This is a genomic window from Burkholderia sp. MSh2 (assembly GCF_000731655.1).
GTDB classification, from domain to species: domain Bacteria; phylum Pseudomonadota; class Gammaproteobacteria; order Burkholderiales; family Burkholderiaceae; genus Burkholderia; species Burkholderia paludis.
In genome coordinates this window covers 132,257-150,455 of the sequence record NZ_JPGM01000029.1, presented here as the reverse complement: position 1 = coordinate 150,455, position 18,199 = coordinate 132,257, and the positions used below count along the sequence as shown (strand labels likewise).

Annotated in this window: 16 protein-coding genes and 1 pseudogene; 10 read left to right on the top strand and 7 right to left on the bottom strand. The window is 67.2% G+C overall.

From position 1 onward, the window contains the following. Positions 1 to 4: 4 nt before the first annotated feature. Positions 5 to 1,600 (bottom strand): GH3 family domain-containing protein, encoded by a 1,596-nt coding sequence (locus GQ57_RS19415; RefSeq protein WP_034198755.1) that lies wholly within the window; start codon positions 1,598 to 1,600, stop codon positions 5 to 7. Beyond that, the gene (locus GQ57_RS19410) at positions 1,600 to 2,538 is read right to left on the bottom strand and encodes a fatty acid desaturase family protein (RefSeq protein ID WP_034198754.1); all 939 of its coding nucleotides are present in this window, start codon (positions 2,536 to 2,538) and stop codon (positions 1,600 to 1,602) included. Before GQ57_RS19410 ends, GQ57_RS19415 begins: the two co-directional genes overlap by 1 nt. Positions 2,539 to 2,633: 95 nt before the next feature. Here GQ57_RS19410 and GQ57_RS19405 point away from each other — a divergent pair, with 95 nt between their 5' ends. After that, positions 2,634 to 3,530 carry a metal-dependent hydrolase gene (locus tag GQ57_RS19405; RefSeq protein WP_034198753.1) on the top strand — a complete coding sequence of 299 codons (897 nt, stop codon included), beginning with the start codon at positions 2,634 to 2,636 and terminating at the stop codon, positions 3,528 to 3,530. Next, entirely contained in the window at positions 3,527 to 4,426 is a 900-nt protein-coding gene (locus GQ57_RS19400; protein ID WP_034198752.1) for a hypothetical protein, read from the top strand. The genes GQ57_RS19405 and GQ57_RS19400 overlap by 4 nt, the downstream gene beginning before the upstream one ends. On the opposite strand, the gene GQ57_RS19395 is transcribed toward GQ57_RS19400, so the two are convergent. After that, positions 4,414 to 5,529, bottom strand: coding sequence for a hypothetical protein (locus tag GQ57_RS19395; RefSeq protein ID WP_034198751.1), 1,116 nt, complete (start codon positions 5,527 to 5,529; stop codon positions 4,414 to 4,416). The two genes, GQ57_RS19400 and GQ57_RS19395, sit on opposite strands and share 13 nt — an antisense overlap. A gap of 9 nt (positions 5,530 to 5,538) precedes the next feature. Then, complete coding sequence (locus GQ57_RS19390) at positions 5,539 to 6,249, bottom strand: hypothetical protein (protein ID WP_031398778.1); 711 nt, start codon at positions 6,247 to 6,249, stop codon at positions 5,539 to 5,541. Between the two features lie 61 nt (positions 6,250 to 6,310). On the opposite strand from GQ57_RS19390, the gene GQ57_RS39715 reads away from it, so the two are divergent. After that, a complete protein-coding gene (locus GQ57_RS39715; protein ID WP_081896712.1) occupies positions 6,311 to 9,010 on the top strand; it encodes a fatty acid desaturase in 2,700 nt (899 codons plus the stop codon). Further along, entirely contained in the window at positions 9,007 to 9,873 is an 867-nt protein-coding gene (locus tag GQ57_RS19380; RefSeq protein WP_034198750.1) for a metal-dependent hydrolase, read from the top strand. Before GQ57_RS39715 ends, GQ57_RS19380 begins: the two co-directional genes overlap by 4 nt. A gap of 55 nt (positions 9,874 to 9,928) precedes the next feature. Here GQ57_RS19380 and GQ57_RS19375 read toward each other — a convergent pair whose 3' ends face one another. From GQ57_RS19375 to GQ57_RS19365, 3 genes and pseudogenes are all read right to left on the bottom strand, one after another. Then, positions 9,929 to 10,660 carry a ribonuclease T2 gene (locus GQ57_RS19375; RefSeq protein WP_031398775.1) on the bottom strand — a complete coding sequence of 244 codons (732 nt, stop codon included), beginning with the start codon at positions 10,658 to 10,660 and terminating at the stop codon, positions 9,929 to 9,931. Between the two features lie 196 nt (positions 10,661 to 10,856). After that, complete coding sequence (locus tag GQ57_RS19370; RefSeq protein ID WP_031398774.1) at positions 10,857 to 11,435, bottom strand: hypothetical protein; 579 nt, start codon at positions 11,433 to 11,435, stop codon at positions 10,857 to 10,859. 66 nt (positions 11,436 to 11,501) lie between these two features. Next, a pseudogene (locus GQ57_RS19365) lies at positions 11,502 to 11,998 on the bottom strand (DUF308 domain-containing protein); the annotation flags it as partial. 585 nt (positions 11,999 to 12,583) lie between these two features. Between GQ57_RS19365 and GQ57_RS19360 the strand changes: the two are divergent. The 6 genes from GQ57_RS19360 to GQ57_RS19345 all read left to right on the top strand — a co-directional run bounded on the left by GQ57_RS19360 (position 12,584) and on the right by GQ57_RS19345 (position 18,199). Continuing rightward, a complete protein-coding gene (locus GQ57_RS19360) occupies positions 12,584 to 13,150 on the top strand; it encodes a helix-turn-helix domain-containing protein (RefSeq protein WP_034198785.1) in 567 nt (188 codons plus the stop codon). Positions 13,151 to 13,264: 114 nt separating this feature from the next. After that, positions 13,265 to 13,474 (top strand): hypothetical protein, encoded by a 210-nt coding sequence (locus tag GQ57_RS19355; protein ID WP_031398771.1) that lies wholly within the window; start codon positions 13,265 to 13,267, stop codon positions 13,472 to 13,474. 99 nt (positions 13,475 to 13,573) lie between these two features. After that, on the top strand, positions 13,574 to 14,149 hold the full coding sequence (locus GQ57_RS19350) for an HD domain-containing protein (protein ID WP_034198748.1): 576 nt from the start codon (positions 13,574 to 13,576) through the stop codon (positions 14,147 to 14,149). Positions 14,150 to 15,109: 960 nt separating this feature from the next. Next, positions 15,110 to 15,892, top strand: coding sequence for a DUF3658 domain-containing protein (locus GQ57_RS39710; protein WP_081896710.1), 783 nt, complete (start codon positions 15,110 to 15,112; stop codon positions 15,890 to 15,892). Positions 15,893 to 15,911: 19 nt separating this feature from the next. Continuing rightward, positions 15,912 to 16,634, top strand: a complete 723-nt coding sequence (locus GQ57_RS39705) for a DsbC family protein (RefSeq protein ID WP_081896709.1) — start codon at positions 15,912 to 15,914, stop codon at positions 16,632 to 16,634. Positions 16,635 to 17,011: 377 nt separating this feature from the next. Then, complete coding sequence (locus tag GQ57_RS19345; protein WP_200880667.1) at positions 17,012 to 18,199, top strand: efflux RND transporter periplasmic adaptor subunit; 1,188 nt, start codon at positions 17,012 to 17,014, stop codon at positions 18,197 to 18,199.

The following is an 18,199-nucleotide window of genomic DNA, read 5'->3' as shown; positions in this document are numbered from 1 at the left end:
CGCGTCATTCATTCGTCATCGCGAGCAGCGCGTCGGCCATCGCCGGCCGCGTCACGAGCGCGCACGGCTTCACGTCGCCCGCGCGGATGCCGGCCCGCTCGGCCGCCTGCTGCAGCAGGTCGCCGAGCCGCGCCGGCGAGCCGCCGACGCGCCGCACGCGCAGCGGGCCGAGCTGGCCGAGGCGGCGTGCGTGTGCGTAGTGGAACGCTCGCTCGAGTTCGGCTTCGACGGCCGCACGCATCGCGTCGGCCGCCGCGTCGCCGAGGTCGCCGGCAACGCACAGCACGTAATGGGGCATTCCGTCTCGCGCCGCGCTCGGCACGAGGCACGCGCCGACTTCGTCGCACGGCCCGCGCCCGCGATGCAGCGCTTCGGCCGCGATCTGCTCGTCGAGCTTCTCGCCGACGAGATCGACGCTTGCCGCCGCGCGCCCGGCGAACACGATGCGCGGTGTGCGCGCACTCATGCCGACCACGCGCACGCGATCGCCGAGCGCATAGCGATACAGCCCGCCGCCGGTGGTCAGCAGCACCTGCGCGTCGTCGCCGGGCCGCAGCCCTTCGGCATCGCACACGCTGCCGTCGTCGCGCACGAATTCGAGGTAGTGGCTGCCGATCGCGAGCGGGCAGCCTTCACCCGCGCCGAACGGAATGCTCGCGACGCCTTCGGTCGCAAACAGTCCCTTCGGCAGCCATTGCACGTGCGGAAACCGCACGCGCAACGCGTCGGCGTAATGCCGGCTCGGACCGTCCAGCCAGCAGCTCACGGCGGCCAGGCACGGCCACAGCGCGCGGCAATCGCCCGCGTCCGCCGCACGACGCAGCGCCGCGCGCCGCTCCGACGGCAGCGCCGCATCGACCCACGCGAGATCGCGCGCGCCGTCGGCATCGTCGCGCTCGAACAGCGGGCGCAGCACGCTCGTCAGGAACGTCGGGCTCCATACGCTGATGAACGCGAGCGCCTCGTCGGCAACGAGCGCGCGCAGCGTCTCGCGCCGCCACGTCGACACGTCGCCGGTGAGCGGCGGCACGAGCAGCGTCGACGCGAGCGCGGCCGCGCTGCTGTCGCCGAGGTAGTCGAGATCGCTGGCCGAGCCGACCGGTATCCCGTTGGGCGCCACGCCGGGCGCATGCAGCGGCGGCGACATCGACCAGTACGCACGCCCTTCGCCGAGCGCCGGGCACGCGCGGTACATGTCGGCCAGCCACACGATCATCGCGGCCTGCAACTCGCGCAGGAACGCGGGCGTATAGGGAATCAGCTTGCTGCGCGCGGTGCTGCCGCTCGTCCGTTCGAGGAACACCGGGCGCTCGGCGGTCAGCACCGGCGCCTGCTCGTGCGACACGCGATCGAGCCACGGCAGGAAATCGGCGGCCGGCTGCACGGGCACACGCTCGCGGAACTGCGCGGGGCCGTCGATCCGGTCGAAGCCGAACCGGCGCCCGAACGCCGTGTCGCGGTTCGCGGCGAGCAGCGCCGTCAGCCGTCGCGCCTGCGCGTCGCCCGGCGCCGCGAGGCCAGCAAGCCAGCGCTCGACGTCCGGCTGCGCGGCGCGCGCGAACGCGCGCCATGCGTCGGCCGGGCTGCGGGAAGCATCCATCAGAAGTAGGTCTTGTCGAGTTGCGCGAGATCGTCGGGCAGCCGGCGCGGCGGCGTGAAGATCGTCAGCCAGCCGTACCACAGCGGCCGCGTCTCGCGCAGGTCCGATGCCGCGTGCATGTCCTGCCAGCGCAGCGCGGGGCGGCGATGATGCGTGAGGTTGTAGTTGAAGTTCAGCAGCAGCCAGCGCACGGGGGTCGGCGCGCGCATGTTGTACGTGCCTTCGACGACGTCGAGCGGCGTGCGCATGTGGTACACCCACTGCAGCGACGACCACGAGAACGCAAACGCGACATACGCGGCCAGCACCGCCGACGCCGACCAGTCGAACAGCCAGGCGGCCAGCAGCCAGGCGGCGACGCCGGCGAGCGTTTCGTAGCGGATGCGGCGGAAGTCGGCCGCGCTGAATTCCTTGAACGCGGCCGCGTAGGTGTTGTCGTCGCCGCGCGCGGCGAGCCGCTGCATCGTGCGGCCGGGCACCAGCGCGAGCACGAAGCTGCCGGCGAAACTGCCGAGCCAGATGCCGCCGAGGATCGCCGCGTAGTATTCGATGCACTTGCGCAGCAGCGATTCGTCGCCCGTCGCGAAATCCGCGCGCTCGGCGCGCGTGCGGTTGCGCACGTGATGGCCGAGATGATTCACGTGAATGAGCGTCGCGGCCGCGCCGAACATCGTGGACGCCCACCACATCATCATATAATTCGCGATCGGCCGGCGATGCCCGAACCCGTGGAAGGTTTCGTGCATCATCGAGAACACGCCCTGCATCACGAGGCAGAACGGCACGAGCACGAGCCACTTGATCGCGCCCGCGCCCGTATGCGAGAGCCAGGTGAGCGTGCCGGCCCAGATCAGGCTCTGCAGCGCGAGCACCAGCAGGTTCGCGCGATCGTAACGTCGGGTTTGCGCCGCAGCGGCTTGCGCGCTCGGTCGGTTCATGGCTCGGAATGGTGGTTGTTTGCACGGGAGGATACAACAGATGCGTCAGCCGCCGGCAACGGCCCACGCCCCGTCCCCGACGGGGCCGAACTAGCATGCGCCCGTTCCGCCGCACCGCCCCCGACGCCGACGCCGCGTCCCGCATGCCGACGCGCGACGTGCATTTCGCGATCGACAACCGCATCCCGCGCTTCTGGTATCGCGGCGCGTGCCACGTCACGCGCTTCTTCGACGCGTTTTCCGTGATGTTCCCGCTCGGCGAGCGCTTCTTCATCGAAAGCGTGCGGCCATTTCGCGACCGCGTCGGCGGCGATGCGTCGCTCGCGGCCGAAGTCGATGCGTTCGTGCGGCAGGAGGCGTCGCATATCCGCGTGCACCGGCTCTACAACGCGCGCCTGGCGTCGCAACGCGTGCCGGTCGACGCGCTCGAAGCGCTGCTCGACGCGCGTCAGCGCAATGCCGCGCGGCAGGTGTCGCCCGTCACGCGGCTCGCGCTGACGGCCTGCCTCGAACACTACACGACGATCCTCGCGCATCGCCTGCTGAGCGACCCGGCGATCCTCGAAGGGGCCGATCCGACGATGGCGGCCGTGTGGCGCTGGCATGCGATCGAGGAAACCGAGCACAAGGCGGTCGCGTTCGACGTGTTCGCGGCGGCAATGCCGAATGCGGCACGGCGTTACGTCGTGCGCTGCGGCGCGATGCTCGGGATCTCGGTCTACTTCGTGATCGACCTGATCCATTTCGTGCATCGCCTCGTCGCGGTCGACGGCCAGACCCGCAACCTGCGCGGCTGGCTGCAACTGCTGCGCTGGCTGTTCGTCGCGCCGGGCATCTTCACGCGCGTGATGCCGATGTGGCTGTTCTGGTTCTCGCCGCGCTTCCATCCCGACCGGATCGACAGCGACGCGGCGCTGCGCGCGGCGCGCGCCGCGCTCGAACCGTACCTGGCCGCCGCCGAACCCGAGCCCGAACCGGAATCGCCCGCATGACGCACGCGCCATGGACGCCCGACGGGTTCGACGCGTGGCGCCGCCACTACCCGGCCACGCCGTTCGCGCGAGCCGAACCGGCCCTCGACCGCACCGACGCGTTCATCGACGGCTGGACGCGACGCATGGCCCGCCTGCCGCGGACGACGACGGTCGTGCTCGTCGCCGGGCTCTATTCCGAATGGCTGCCCGGCTGCAATCGCGGCGCGCGGCAAACGCTCGGCGCGGCCGGCTATCGCGTGCTGACGGCGCCCGTGCGTTCCGCCTACGGCGTGTTCGAGCAGGGCGCGCAGATCGGCGCGTACCTGCGCGCACGGTTGCCGGCCGATGACGAATTCGTCGTGCTCGCGCACAGCAAGGGCGGCATCGACACGCTCGCCGCGCTCGTCGGCGATCCGGCGCTGGCCGCGCGTTGCGCGGGCATGGCGCTCGTGCAGCCGCCGTGCGGCCCCTCTGCGATCGTCGATACGATCTTCCGTCACGGCGTGCCGCCGCACGTGGCCGCGCCGTGGCCCGACCGCGTCGCGCGGCGCCTGCTGCGCATGCGCTGGGCGGACGCCGGCACGCGCGACATCAGCAGCCACCGCGATCCGCGCGTCGGCGCGATGCTCGCGGCATTGCCGCGCGATCTCCATCTCGTGCACGGCGTGAGCTGGTCGATCGAGGCGTCCACGCGCTTCGATTCGCATCACGGGCGGCTGAACGGCCATCGTCCCGGCTGCGCGCACGACGGGCAGTTCTATCTCGAACACCAGGTGATGGCCGGCGTGCCGCAGATCTGCCTGCCGCGGCTCGATCACGGCCAGCCCGTGCTCGGCGGGCTCGGCTTCGACGCCGGCCGTTTCTGGCTCGCGCTGGCCGACCTGCTGCACGTCACGCGCGCTCAGACCAGGTAGATCTCGAAACCCGGCACGCGGCCGGCCAGCAGGCCGTCGAGCGGCTCGGCCGGCGCCCCGGTCGACAGCGTGTAGAGATCCATCGGCGTACGCGCGGCGCGATAGCGCGCGAGCGCCGGCCCGAGCGGATCGCCGTCGTACAGGCACAGCTGCATCAGCGCATGGTGCTTGCGCACGCGCAGCCAGGCGGCGTCGAGCAGCGCGGCGAACACCGACGGCACGCGGTCGCGCACCTGCAGGTGCGTCAGGTAGACGTCGCGCAACGGCTCGCCGGGCGCCGCGATCCGCGGGCGGCGCAACGCGGGCGCGCACGCGTTGAACGCGGCGCGGACCGCCTGCAACGGCAACGGCAGCCGCTCGAGCACGATCCGCTTGATCGCCCCCGCATCCCACGGCGCGACGCAGCCGTGCAGGTTGCCGCGCGCGTCGAGCGCCAGCAGGAACGCGCCGATGCCGAACGACGGCCACGTATCGAGCCGCCGCGCGAACTCGTCCGCGGAGAACACGCCGCCGAACGGCTGGCGGCGCGACTCGGCATCGAGAAACGCGCGCAGCGCATCCGCGTGATGCGGCTGCGCGTCGACGATCCGGATGCCGTCCGCGCGGCGCGGCGCGGACGATACCCCGCGCTGCGCATAGATCGATACGTTCTCGTAGCCGTGCCAGTGCGAGAAGCGCAGCCGGTTCTCGCGCCGCGACCGCGCCAGCGACTGCACCGCGAGCCGGTTGTCGCGGATCATGCAGCAGTACGCGTGCCGCACGCCGGCTTCGGCGCGCAGCGCCGCGAAGCGTTCGCGCACCGAGTCGGTCCATTCGCGCGAGAGCCGCCGGTCGGGCATCAGGCGCAGGTCGCCGAGATAGGCGACCGGCTGTGCGCGTTCGCCGAGATAGCCGTCGCGCACGACGAGGCTCGCGAGCCCCTTCAGCGCCGCGCGCTCGTCCTCCGCGAGCCAGACCTCATGGTGCCGCGCATGGCAGCGGTGCAGCGCGAAGTAGTCCGGCGCACGGTCGAATCGCAGCGGCAGGCTGCCCTGCATCGCGTGGCGGGCCTGGAATTCGAGGATGCGCGCGTTGTCGGCCGGTTGCGCGAGACGGATCCGCATGGATGCGGCTCACGCGCCGTCGAACAGCCGGCGCGCGAGCGGCCGCAGGTTCGACGCCGACAGTTCGCACAGGCACACGAGTTCGTCGCCGCGCGCATAGCCGGGGTTGCGCGCGAGGAAATAGTCGACATCGGCGAGCCGCCGGTGCGCGACCGGCACTTCCGCGAGCGCGGGTGCGAGCCGGCCCTGCGGCGTGTCGAACGACAGCAGGCCGGTGGCGGGATCGTACGCGTGCCCGTAGCGGCTCGCGGCCAGGTAATCCATCAGGCCCTGTGTCGCCGGCGCGGTCAGGTTGTCGGCGCGCGGCGCGTAGTCGCGCGCGAACGCGCGCAGATAGCGATAGGTGCGATGCCCCTTGCAGATCAGGAACCAGTACAGCGGCACGGCGGGCGCCTGCCGCCACACGTCGCCCGCGTGGCGGATCCACGCGAACGCGAGATGCTGCGTGCCCCAGTGGGCGGGATCGATGATCGTATCGCCGGAAAAGATCACGCGGATCGGCGTGTCGCGCCAGTGCGTGTCGTACTGCTTGAGCGTCGAGAAACCCTGGATCGCGCCGCCGCCGTCGCGCAGCACGATGCAGTGCGTCTTGTCGCCGAGGTCGCGGTCGAACTGCGCGCGGCCCGTGTCGCAATAGGACGCCGCATACAGCGAGAACATCCGGTCGATGTCGTCGGGGCCCAGGGCCGCACGCTCGACGGCGGTGGCACGCAACTCCATCGGGTACTCCTGCAAGACTGAACAGCTTGCTATGATAGCCCGTTACCCACCCGCCGCCGCCATGCCCCACGTCCTTTCCCGCCAGGATTCGAACGTCGCGCCGATCGCCCGGCCATGGCTGCTCCTCGTCGTCTATCTCGTCGTCACCGGCGCACTCTACCGCTTCGTCACGCACCTGCCGCTCGGACCGGTCGCGACCGTTCCGGCCAGCGCGCTCGATCGCGCGATTCCGCTGGTGCCCGGCACGGTGCCGCTCTATCTGACCTACCTGCTCGTGATGCCCGCGCTCGTCTGGCTCGGGCGCGGGCGCACGTGGCTGCTGCCCGCGTTCTTCGCGGGCGCGCTCGCGACGGGGCTGTGCCTCGTGTGCCATCTGCTGCGGCCCACCGCCGTGTCGTGGCCGGCCGCCGACAGCGGCTGGATCGCGTGGCTGCAGCGGATCGATACGCCGCTCGCCGCGTCGCCGAGCGGGCACGTCGCGCTGCCGGTCGCCATCGCGCTCGTGCTGCTGGCGCTGCGGCAACGCACGGCGCTGCTGTTCGTCGCGTGGAGCGCGTTGCTGACGGCGACGGTGCTGACCACCGGCCAGCATCGCATCGCGGATGTCGCGTGGGGCGGCGCGGTCGGCCTCGCCGCCGGCGCGGCAACGCTCGCGCTGCTGCGCGCGAAGGCCGACCTGCGCACGGCGGCGGCCGCGCTGTTCGAATGGGCATGCATCGTCGTGGCGATCCGCGTGGCTGTCGCATTCGGCTCGTGGCTCCCGTATGCGCTCGCCGCGCTCGTCGTCGCGACGCGACAGCATGCGCTGTTCATCCTGTATCACGACGCGGCCCACTATCACCTCACGCGCCGACGCGGCCTCAACGATTTCCTGATCAACCTCGCGATCGGCGTGCCGGGGCTCGTGCCCGTCGAGTTCTACCGGCCGCTGCATCTCGCGCATCACCGCCATCTCGGCACCGGGCAAGACCCGGAGCGGCGCTTCCTCTATCACGGCCAGCCGTGGCGGTTCCGGCCGCTCGGCGCGGCGCCGCTCGCGCGCCAGTTCCTCGGCGACCTGTTCGTGCTGAACATGGTGCGCAACATGGCGGCGTTCCGTCGCGCGGGTGGGCAGAACATGCGGCTCGGCCGCCCGTTCCACGCGGCGGCGGCAGTCTGGGTGGCGATCGTCGCACTGCTCGTGTGGGCCTGTTCCGCGCGCACGCTCATGCTGGTCGCCGCGCTATGGTTCGTGCCGTTGCTCACGCTGTCGGTGCTGCTGCAGAAAATCCGCAGCATGGCCGAGCACAGCGGCGGCCCGCATGCGACGCCGGGCTGGGCGGACTGGACGTATTCATGGCGCACGGGCTGGATCGGCCGCGTACTCGTGTGGCCGTATCACATCAACCTGCACCTGCAGCATCACCGGAATCCGGCGGTGCCGTGGCACGCGTTGCCGAACGCGGTGGACGACGGCGAACCGCAGCTGGCATCGCGCGACCTCGTCGCGCTGCTGTGGCGCGGCCGCACGATGACCGGGCGGCACGTTCCGTCATCCGGGCCATCCGCGGCCGAAGCCGCCCGGCCCGCCGAAGCCGCCGACGCGCTCCGAACGCGGCCCCTCGCGCCCCTGCCGGACCCGCAACCACGAACCGCGGAACCGCATCGCGCATCCGCCCTGCCGCGGCTGCCCGGCATCCAGATGCTGCGCGGCGTCGCGATCCTGCTCGTGCTGATGCAGCACTACCTGCTCGCGCTGCCGGACGGCACCGTCGCCGATCGCCTGTCGCTGTGGGGCGGAGTCGACCTGTTCTTCGCGATCTCGGGCTTCGTGATCAGCCGCTCGCTGCTGGCCGGCCGCGCCAACGGCCGCATCGATGCGGCCGACTGGCGTGCGTTCTGGATCAGGCGCGCGGGCCGGCTGCTGCCGGCCGCATGGACATGGCTGGCCGTCGGCCTCGCGCTGGGCTCCGTGCTGACGGCCCTGGGCCCCGTCGACCTGACCGCGCAACTGCGCGGCACGGCCGCCGGCGCATTCGGCTATGCGAATATCTTCTGGGCCGGCTGCCATGCGGACGGTGCCGCGGCCCGATGCGGATTGCCGCAGTTGACGTCGATCTACTGGAGCCTGTCGCTCGAAGAACAGTTCTATCTCGTACTCGCGACGGCGCTGCTCGCGATCCGCCTGCGCACGGTGCTGGTCGTGGCGCTGGCCGGTGTCGTGCTGCTCAACACGCAGCCCGGCCACGCGTTCGACCTGCGCTGGTTCACGCGTATCGACGCGCTCGTGCTCGGTGCGGGCGTGTATGCGCTGCACCGCAGCCACGCATCGCGCCGCGTGGCCGCCTGGCTCGCCGCCCGGCGCCTCGTGGCCCCTGCCGGGATCGTATTGCTGGCCCTGCTCGTCGGCGCGCCGTCGATCTCGCCCGGCGATCCGCTCGCGATCCTCGCGCTGGCCGCCGCCGGCCTCGTATGGCTGGCAACCGCCGGCGAGCGCGACGACGACACCCGTCGCCGCGGCCGGCCCTACGCCATGCTGGACTGGATCGGCGAGCGCGCCTATTCGATCTACCTCTGCCACCTTCCGGTGCTGCTCGTCGCCGACGAAATCCTGTGGCGCACCGGCGGCCTCGCGCACGCCGGATGGCCGCGACTGGCCGCGACCGCGATCGGCTCGCTCGGCGCGATCGCGCTGGCGGCTACCCTCTCGTACCGTTATCTGGAACAGCCGGGCATCCGATGGAGCAAGCGCCTGACACGCCCGGCCACCGATCCGACATGAAATTTCCGTTCCGGCGCTCGCGCACGCCCGACGCCCGCCCGGCGTCGCCCCCGATTCCACGACGCGACCTGCGTTTTCCGCTCGACGACGCCGTTCCCCGGTACTGGTACCGCGGCTGGTGTCACGTCACGCGTTTCTTCGATGCGTTCTCGATCATGTTTCCGCTCGGCGAGCGGTTCTTCATCGACAGCGTCGCCCACTTCCGCGACAAGATTCCCGCCGGCACGCCGCTCGCGGACGACGTTGCCGGTTTCATTCACCAGGAAGCGACGCACATTCGCGAGCACCGCGCCTACAACCAGCGGCTCGCCGCGCAAGGCGCGCCGGTCGATGCACTCGAAGCGCTGATCCGGCGCCGCCAGCAGACCAGCCTCGCGGCCATGCCGGCCCTCACGCGCCTTGCGCTGACGGCCTGCCTGGAACACTACACGGCGATCCTGGCCGACCAGTTGCTGACGCATCCGGAGATACTCGACGGCGCCGAGCCGACGATGGCCGCGATCTGGCGCTGGCATGCGGTCGAGGAAACGGAACACAAGGCGGTCGCGTTCGACGTCCTCGCCACCGTCGAGCCGCGCCCGCTCAGGCGTTACCTGATTCGCTGCGGCGCGATGCTCGCGGTATCGGTGTATTTCGTCCTCGACCTCGCGTATTTCATCTACCGTCTCGCCGCCGCCGACCGGCAGCGGCGCAACGTGCGCGAATGGGTGCGGCTGCAATGGTGGCTGTTCGTGCATCCCGGCGTGTTCACGCGCATCGCGCCGGCATGGCTGTTCTGGTTCGCGCCGTGGTTTCATCCGGCCCGGCTCGACAGCGGCGACGTGCTGCGCGCCGCGCGCCGGACGCTCGAGGAGCGCGTCTGACCCGGCGCGAGCGCCGGGGCCGGCATGCCGCCACCGGCCCGGCAGGTACGCCGCGTTACTTCGCGATATACACGCCCGACGTCGGGCACGTGCCCTGCGTGTTGCCGTCGGTCACGAGCGACGCGGCGCTCGGAAACTGCGCGGTCGCATTGGTCTTCACCGCGATCCACGCCTCGCTGAAGTAGCTGACGCCGTTCGTCTTCGTGCACTTCAGCGACACCGCGCTGCGCGTATTGCTGCCGAACGCGCCTTCGAACGCGGCGAGCAACTGGTTGCGCGTCACCGTCTTGCCCGCGTTCGCCTGCAGGAACGCGTTGAACGACGTGTTGCCGAGCCGGCTGATCATGCCGGATGCCTGGTTCCAGTACGCGTCGGGCGATGCCGAGTTCGAGCAGGTGCCGTGCTTGAACCATTCATGCTTGTCGAGGCACGACGCGACGCCCGGCATGTACGTCGACAGCGTGTTGCGGGTCGCGCTGCTGATCGGGTAGGCGTCCATGCTGCACCACTGGTGCGCGTTGTCGAGGTCGATGTCGTTCTGCGGCACGCCGCAGTAGAACGGCTGGTTGCCGTCGTAGTTGTTCGGCCACAGGCCATGCAGCGACAGGCTCGTCGCCGCGTACGTGCCGGCCAGGTTCGTGCATTCGGGCGTGTCGTGCGACGCGCAGAAGCCGGGCTCCCACGATGCGGCGAGCAACAGGTAGTCGTAGCTGGTCTGTGCGGCGGCGTGCAGCGAAACGGAAGCGACGGCGAGTGCGGCGGCGGCGCGGGCGAGCGTCTTCAGCATGGCGTTTCCTCGGAAAAGACTTGCGGTCGCGGGATGCGCCGCAAGATTGTCGAATGTCTGCCCCCGATTGTTGCCGATGCAACGTGGCACGAATGTGAAGGTGGACGAATGATTCCGCGTGGCGCAGGCGCGCTGCCGCGCCACGGGCCGCGTCACACGCACGACGCGCGCCGCCATCCCGGCGGCACGCCGTCGCTCACGATCCCGTGCCCAGCTGCGTGCACGCGCGCGCGGCCGATTCGGGGCCTTCGAGCGCGAGGATCTGCCACACGCCGATGCTGACGCGCTGGCGCGCCGCCGTCGATGCATCGGCCAGCAACGCCTCGACGCGCGGCGCGGCATCCGGCGCCTGCTGCTTCAGCGCCGCATGATGCCGCGCGCGCGATGCCGGTTCGGATTCGTACACGTCGCACAGGCGCACCATGCCGGCAAGACCGGCGAGATCGTCGTCCTTGTCGATCGCGCCCGGCTCGACAGGCGCGAGCCCCTTGCGCTCCGCCGCCGGCAGCTTGCTGCGCGCGCCTTCGTCGATCGACGTGGCGGACGACGGCGGCAGGCCGCCGATCGCCGCGACGATCCGGCTGCCGGCGGCAATCATGTCGCCCTGGCACTCGATCTTCTCGGCGGCCTCGACGTTCGCGCAGAACGACACCGAAGTCCGGTACACGTCGTTGCTCATGCGCGGCACTTCGTCGGCGTTCGCCTGCGCGAGGCGGGCGCCCGTCAGAGCCAGTGCGGCGGGAATCAGGATGCGGATAACGCGTGTCTTGTTCATCGTGGTTTGCGTTTGTGGGTTCTTGTCATGGGTACCGTCGCCGGGCCCTCGGCCGGCGGCACACGCTCACTTCATCGGCGCGGCCTTCGATCCGCCGGGCGACCGCGCCGTACTGCCCTGTTCGCACCAAGCGCGGCGCGGCGCGACGCGATGATCGCCTTCATGGCCGAGCGCGCGACCTTCCACCACGCGAACGGCGGCGGGTCGGCGAGCATGCCGGGCGCGCGCGCATGGTCGAGCGTGAGCCCGGGCGTCCACGCCATCGTCACCGCGCGCTTGCGGATCTGCGCGGCAACCCGCGGCTCGGGCGTGACCAGCCGACGCACGAACGCGCCCCAGCCGGTACGCGCGCCCTTCAGCCGCCACATCGCGCCGTCGAGCGTGGCTTCGAGCGCGTTCGACACGGTGCTCGAGCAGTTGCGGTGCGTGAGGTTGTACGTCGCGTCCTGCCGGCACGACGACCCGAATGCGTGCAGCCTGGCCGGATCGTAGTGGCGGCTCCGCACGCGCACGGTCGACGGGCGCCATGCGTTCGACCCGGTCGCGTGGTCGGGCTGGAACAGCCACGCAAAGATCCGGATCGGAAAATGCAGCACGCCGTCGAGCGCGTCGACGCAGATCGCGACGCCCGCGACGCCCGCGACGGCCCGCACCCGGCCCGGCAAGGCCAGCCCGCGCCAGCGGGTGCGCAGGTATTCGATGCCCGGCATCAGCAAGACCAGTCGTACCATCGTGCCCTCTCGTCATTTTTCGGGAAACGCGCTGGCCACGCGTGTCCTGTCGTTTCGACCGCGCATCGCACGACGCGCCGGCCGACGGGCGGTAATTCGTACCGGCGCGTCATGCCTCGACATGACCGATGGCGGCCGGTACGGGTCCGCACCGGCCGAATCATAAGATATGGCGGCGATGCTTCAAAGCGCGACGAAAACGTTGTCGGCGGGCCGGGGCGTCGCGGCACGCGCCGGAAGGCGCGGGACCGGCAACGCTGCCACGGCAGACTTCCCGTTCGACAACCCTGGGCGGATGCGCCAGAATCCCGCTACGAGGGCGTCAGAAGCCGGACCGCGCAAGAGACGGGCCGCACCATGACCGGATCGATCGCATGCCGGCGCCAACGCGACACCCACCCCGAACGGAGCACCGCCATGCCCGCCTCACCGCTTCACGCCCCGGCGCTCGGACCGCAACTCAAGCGCTGGCGCGCGCTGCACCGCGTCAAGCAAAGCCATGCGGCCGAACTGTTCGGCGTCGCACAATCGACGATCTCCCGCTGGGAAGCCGGCGTCCAGCAGATGTCGCCCGACGAGCGCGCGACGGCCGAGCGGCTGCTCTCCGCGCGCCTCGATTCGGCGGGCGACCGCGCGCTTGCGCGGCTGGTCGCGGGCAGCGCGGGCCGCATGCATCTCGTGTGCGACCTCACGCACCGCCTGCTCGCGAGTTCGCCCGCGCGCGCGGCCGAGTTCTCGCAACCGCTGCCGATGCTGCTCGGCACGTCGCTGTGGCGCTACGCGACGCCGGAAATCGCGCGCATGGAAGCCGCGCTCGACACGCTCGGCTGGCATGACCGCGCCGGACCGCCGAGCGTCGAGTTCGACACCGGCACCAATGCATCGCGCGTCGTGCCGATTCGCGGCAGCCGGTGCCGGTGGACACGGATGACGCTGTCGGACGGCTCGGCCGCCCGGCTCGTGGAAACACTCCAGGACGCGTGAGCAACGCGTCGCGACGAAGCGCCTGCAGCCGACGGTGCCGCGCACTCCGCCACGCGCGGCGCATCATGCGAAAGACGCCGCCGTGAACGGCGGCACCCCGAGGAGATAAGTCCTATGTTGCGACTCGTTGTCCGGGAACTCGTGATCGTCTCGTTCATGCTCTACACGGGCGCCGCCGTGCTGATCGCGCTTCGCTCGGGTGTGGCGAACGCCGGCGGCAGGCGCGTGGCGCGCCGCCACCACCCCCGCATCTTCGGCCTGGTCGTCCTGCTCCAGGCCGGCTTCTTCGCGCTGTTCTGCTGGGCCGGGCTCTCGCTGAAATAGCGGCACGCCGACGCACGCCGGCCGCCGCGCATATTTCATGCGTGGACGAGCCGCGCGCGGCCGCAGTACGCTTGACGGCCCATCGCAAGGACACCCACCATGACCCCCGATACGCTCCACGCGCGGCTCGATTTTCTGCGCGAAGCCGAACGCCTGAAGGATGTGCTGCGCAGCGGCCACACATCGGCCGGGCGCGCGGAAAGCACGGCCGAGCACAGCTGGCGGCTGTGCCTGATGGCGCTCGTGTTCGCCGACGCGCTGCCCGGCATCGACACGCTGAAGCTGCTGAAACTCTGCGTCGTCCACGATCTCGGCGAAGCGCTGCACGGCGACATCCCCGCGATCGAGCAAGCTGCGCATCCCGACAAAAGCGCGCACGAACGCGACGACCTGCTGACGCTGACGGCATCGCTCGATCGACCGCTGCGCGACGAGATCGTCGCGCTGTGGGACGAGTACGAAGCGGCCGCGTCGCCGGAGGCACGCGCGACGAAGGCGCTCGACAAGCTGGAAACGATCCTGCAGCACAACCAGGGCAGCAATCCGCCCGATTTCGACTACGCGTTCAATCTCGGCTACGGCCGCCGCCATACCGACGCCGCGCCGCTGTTCAGCGCGATCCGCGAAATCGTCGACGGCGATACGCAACGCAGGATCGACGCACGTCACCGGTAAGCCCCCCACGATCGCGCAAATACCGTGTCGCCAGACACCCTTGCCGCCACTCAGGTGGCGGCCCCGCTGAATTCGCCGTAGCAAACGCGAAATCGCGCCTGTTTTGCCGACGGTCGACGTTACGGCAACGATTCTCCCGCAGGCCTGCCGGGGCCTCGGAATGCCTGCCGAAGGCGAGCCGACACGCGCCCATTGAAGCCAGGCCCCTTCATTTGCCACCCGGGTACCTGAGGGTTTGTTCCCGCCTCCTCATGCTTCGCGACGCCCACTCGCAAAAGGCAACCATCGGATGAATCTCCATTCGATTTCACAAATTTAACATTATGACATTCCGAAACAATTTATTTATCTCTAAAAAATAGTTAATTGAAAATACGCCAACATTAAACTAACCTAACAAACACAAAAATCACAAAATTAGGACTGTCAATAATTAATTGATACAAATCCAGCTCATCAAAACAAAGCATTGATTCTCTCAACCATCCGAAAAGGAAATCGCGATGAACATCAAGCAACGAATCCTTTCAGGGAAATTTATCCGATCGACCGCAGTCGTGCTCGGCATGACTCTTACCCTGCTCCATCCCGGCATCGCCACGGCCGACGGGCTTGCCAACAGGATTCTGGAAGGGCCAAACAGCCCCAATCAACGAGCATTCACAAATTGCTCGATCTCCTACACGATGTGCATTCAGCGATACGGCAGCAGACCGGGAAACAGCTCCGGAATGACGAAATGTGCAGATTGCTTAAATAGATGCAATCGATCGAATGGATGGTGGCCGATGGTAAGCGGATGCCTCGTATAAATAATTCGCCGCTTCGCCACGAGAACACCGATTCACAAAACGCCGCCCATCATTAATAACCAGTCCCCACTTACTTGAGACGAAACAACCACTTCATCGGCCATCACTTCGCATATTTAGAAAAAATGTACTTCACGGAGATAGACTCATGAACTCAGAAAAGGCGTGCACGAGAATACTTCACATAACCTTTTCGAAGGCAGCCTTCGATGTCGTTTCAGCGGCTGTGGGAAGCAAAGCCATCGCAGGATCATGCATTCTCATCAACGGGGACTGGCACCTAGGTCCCCTCAAAAATCGCAACACCCAGACTCTCACAACATGGTTTATCGATAATTTTGGCTACCCCCCCGATCATTCGGAAGCCCGCATCCCGATCATTACTATCGATGAATCCGCTGAAATCTACACATGGATAGACGCACTCTCATCCGAAGAGTATTCGAATTTTCTTAACTGGATAAGCACATTCAGAATACAACAATTTTTCATGATTTCGATCACCTCCCCTCCCTATCATCTTGCACATCCGACTACGGAGGATTTTTCCGAATCCCTTGACAGAGCGGTAAAAATTGGATCTAAAGAAATCAGTTCGTACATAGATGAATGGAATGTGCTGCTCCACGAAAACGCCGACTTCAGATTAATCGGCCCTGACGGAAAAATACAGCCCTTCACATCATCAAGTTTTGACGAGCACATCATCAATGCCATGGCAACAGACTGGGAGCGCTCGCCGTCACTAGTGCTCCGTATCATGGCAAACCTCCAAGCCGGACATCAACAGTTCCCGGGCGATATCTTTCTCTATCAACGACTTGAAAAATTCGTTGCGAATGGAGTAATAGAAAAACAGACAAACTCAACTATCACACAAACGTCCGTGCGGCCAAAAAACCCACAAACCATCCTCCACAAGGTTAATTGAATTACGATACTCGATCATCATGCCTGGAAATTCAAAAATACTGGCCACGTCATTTTTGGCCATCGTCCTTGCTGCCACTCACGGAAAGTCATTCGCAACCCACGATGAAGGAGATTTAAAGAAAATTCTGCAAGCAAAAATTCCAGAATTGAAGATAGATACTGTGGAAAAATCCCCGATACCCGGCCTGTATGAGGTAATCGCCAACACCCGGATTTTCTACAGCGACCCAACCGGTGCACACATCGTCATTGGAAACATAATCAACACCTCCAGCCAGAAGGACCTGACAGAGATCCGATCCAAGGAAATCAACAGCATAGATATTTCAAGCCTTCCATTTCATAACGCAATAACCACCATAAAAGGAAACGGCAAACGAGTAATCGTCACATTCTTCGATCCCAATTGCTCATTTTGCAAAAACATGAGCTTCGAGTTAGACAAAATTCCCGATTCGACCATCCACATTTTTTTGTACCCCATCCTTTCCAAAGATTCCGTTGAAAAATCCAGAACGATTCTCTGCTCCGACAACCCGTCTCTGGCATGGAGACAATGGTTTAAAGAAGGAAAAATCACCACCTCTCGCACACCGTGTCAACCCGACATCAAAAATCTGATTTCACTTGGAAATAAACTCAATATCAAGGGAACCCCGACTACATTCCTACCATCCGGAGAAAGAGTCGAAGGATTTATTTCTGGAAACGACCTGATTTCCAGGATCGAGCGCATGTGACACTGACCATTTTCCGACTTCCCGCTTACAGCAAAGCCGAAAAGACCGCTATCCTCCCGCCGGCGGCCGACAGGTCGGTCATGCTGCCACCGTCATCGCACGCTTGAACCCGCTTACTCATTTCACTTATATTTCACCGATTGCAGCGCTCGATATTCGATTCAATATTTCGACTGCCACAATTCAGCACAATTTCCACACGATTTGACTCGAGATTTTCGCTTAACATCGACTACTGATTCGAACCGGCACGCCCGCGCGATGCGTACGCGGGCACTGTCGCGGGCCACGCGCCCGGCATGCGACGCCGGCCGGATCGTCCCGCCCGGCCGCACGCATCGCCGGCACCGCTTCATCCTCGCCGCGTTCTCATGACTCTGAAGACCCATCGCCGCCGGCGCATCGCGCTGGCTACCGCCGCCATTGTCGTCATCGCCGCCGGCGTCACGCTGAAGGCGTGCGCGCCCGACAAGCATCCGCAGTACCTGTCCGCGCCCGTCACGCGCGGCGATCTCGAGAACGCGGTGCTCGCAACCGGCGCGCTGCAGGCCTTCCGGCAGGTCGACGTCGGCGCGCAGGTCTCGGGGCAGTTGAAGACGCTGAAGGTCAAGCTCGGCGACAAGGTCACGAAGGGCCAGTGGCTCGCCGAGATCGATCCCGTGATTTCGGAAAACGCGCTGCGCCAGGCACGCGCCAGCGAAGACAACCTGCGCGCGCAACATCGGTCGACCGCCGCGCAGCTCACGCAGGCCGAACTCGCGTTCCGTCGCCAGCAGGCGATGCTGCCCGACGACGCGACGTCGCGCGAGCAGTTCGAGGCGGCACGCGCCACGCTCGACGTGCAGCGCGCGACGCTCGCGTCGCTCGCCGCGCAGATCCGCTCGGCCCGCATCCAGATCGAGACCGCACAGGCCAATCTCGGCTATACGCGCATCGTCGCGCCGATCGACGGCGAGGTCGTCGCGATCGTCACGCAGGAAGGCCAGACCGTGATCGCCCAGCAGCAGGCGCCGGTGATCCTGAAGCTCGCGGATCTCGACACGATGACCGTGAAGGCGCAGGTGTCCGAAGCCGACGTGATCCGCGTCAGCGCCGGCCAGGCCGCGTATTTCACGATCCTCGGCGAACCGGACAGGCGCCACTACGGCAAGCTGCGCGCGATCGAACCGGCGCCGCAGAATTACGCCGACGCGCAAGGCGCACTCGGCGGCGGCGCGGGCGGCGGAGCGAAGCCGAACGCCGCCGTGTTCTACAACGCGCTGTTCGAAGTGCCGAACCCCGCGCACCGGCTGCGCATCTCGATGACCGCGCAAGTCGGCATCGTGCTCGGCAACGCGCGCAACGCGCTCAACATCCCGGCCGCCGCGCTCGGCGAACGGAACAAGGACGGCACCTACGCGGTACGCGTGCTGCGCGCCGACGGCAGCACGGAAACGCGCGGCATCCACATCGGCATCAACAACAACGTGCGCGTCGAAGTGCTGGCCGGCCTGAAGGACGGCGAGCGCGTCGTGATCGGCGAAGCGGCCGCGGACGAGCATGCGCCGCTGGCGGACGCGGTATGA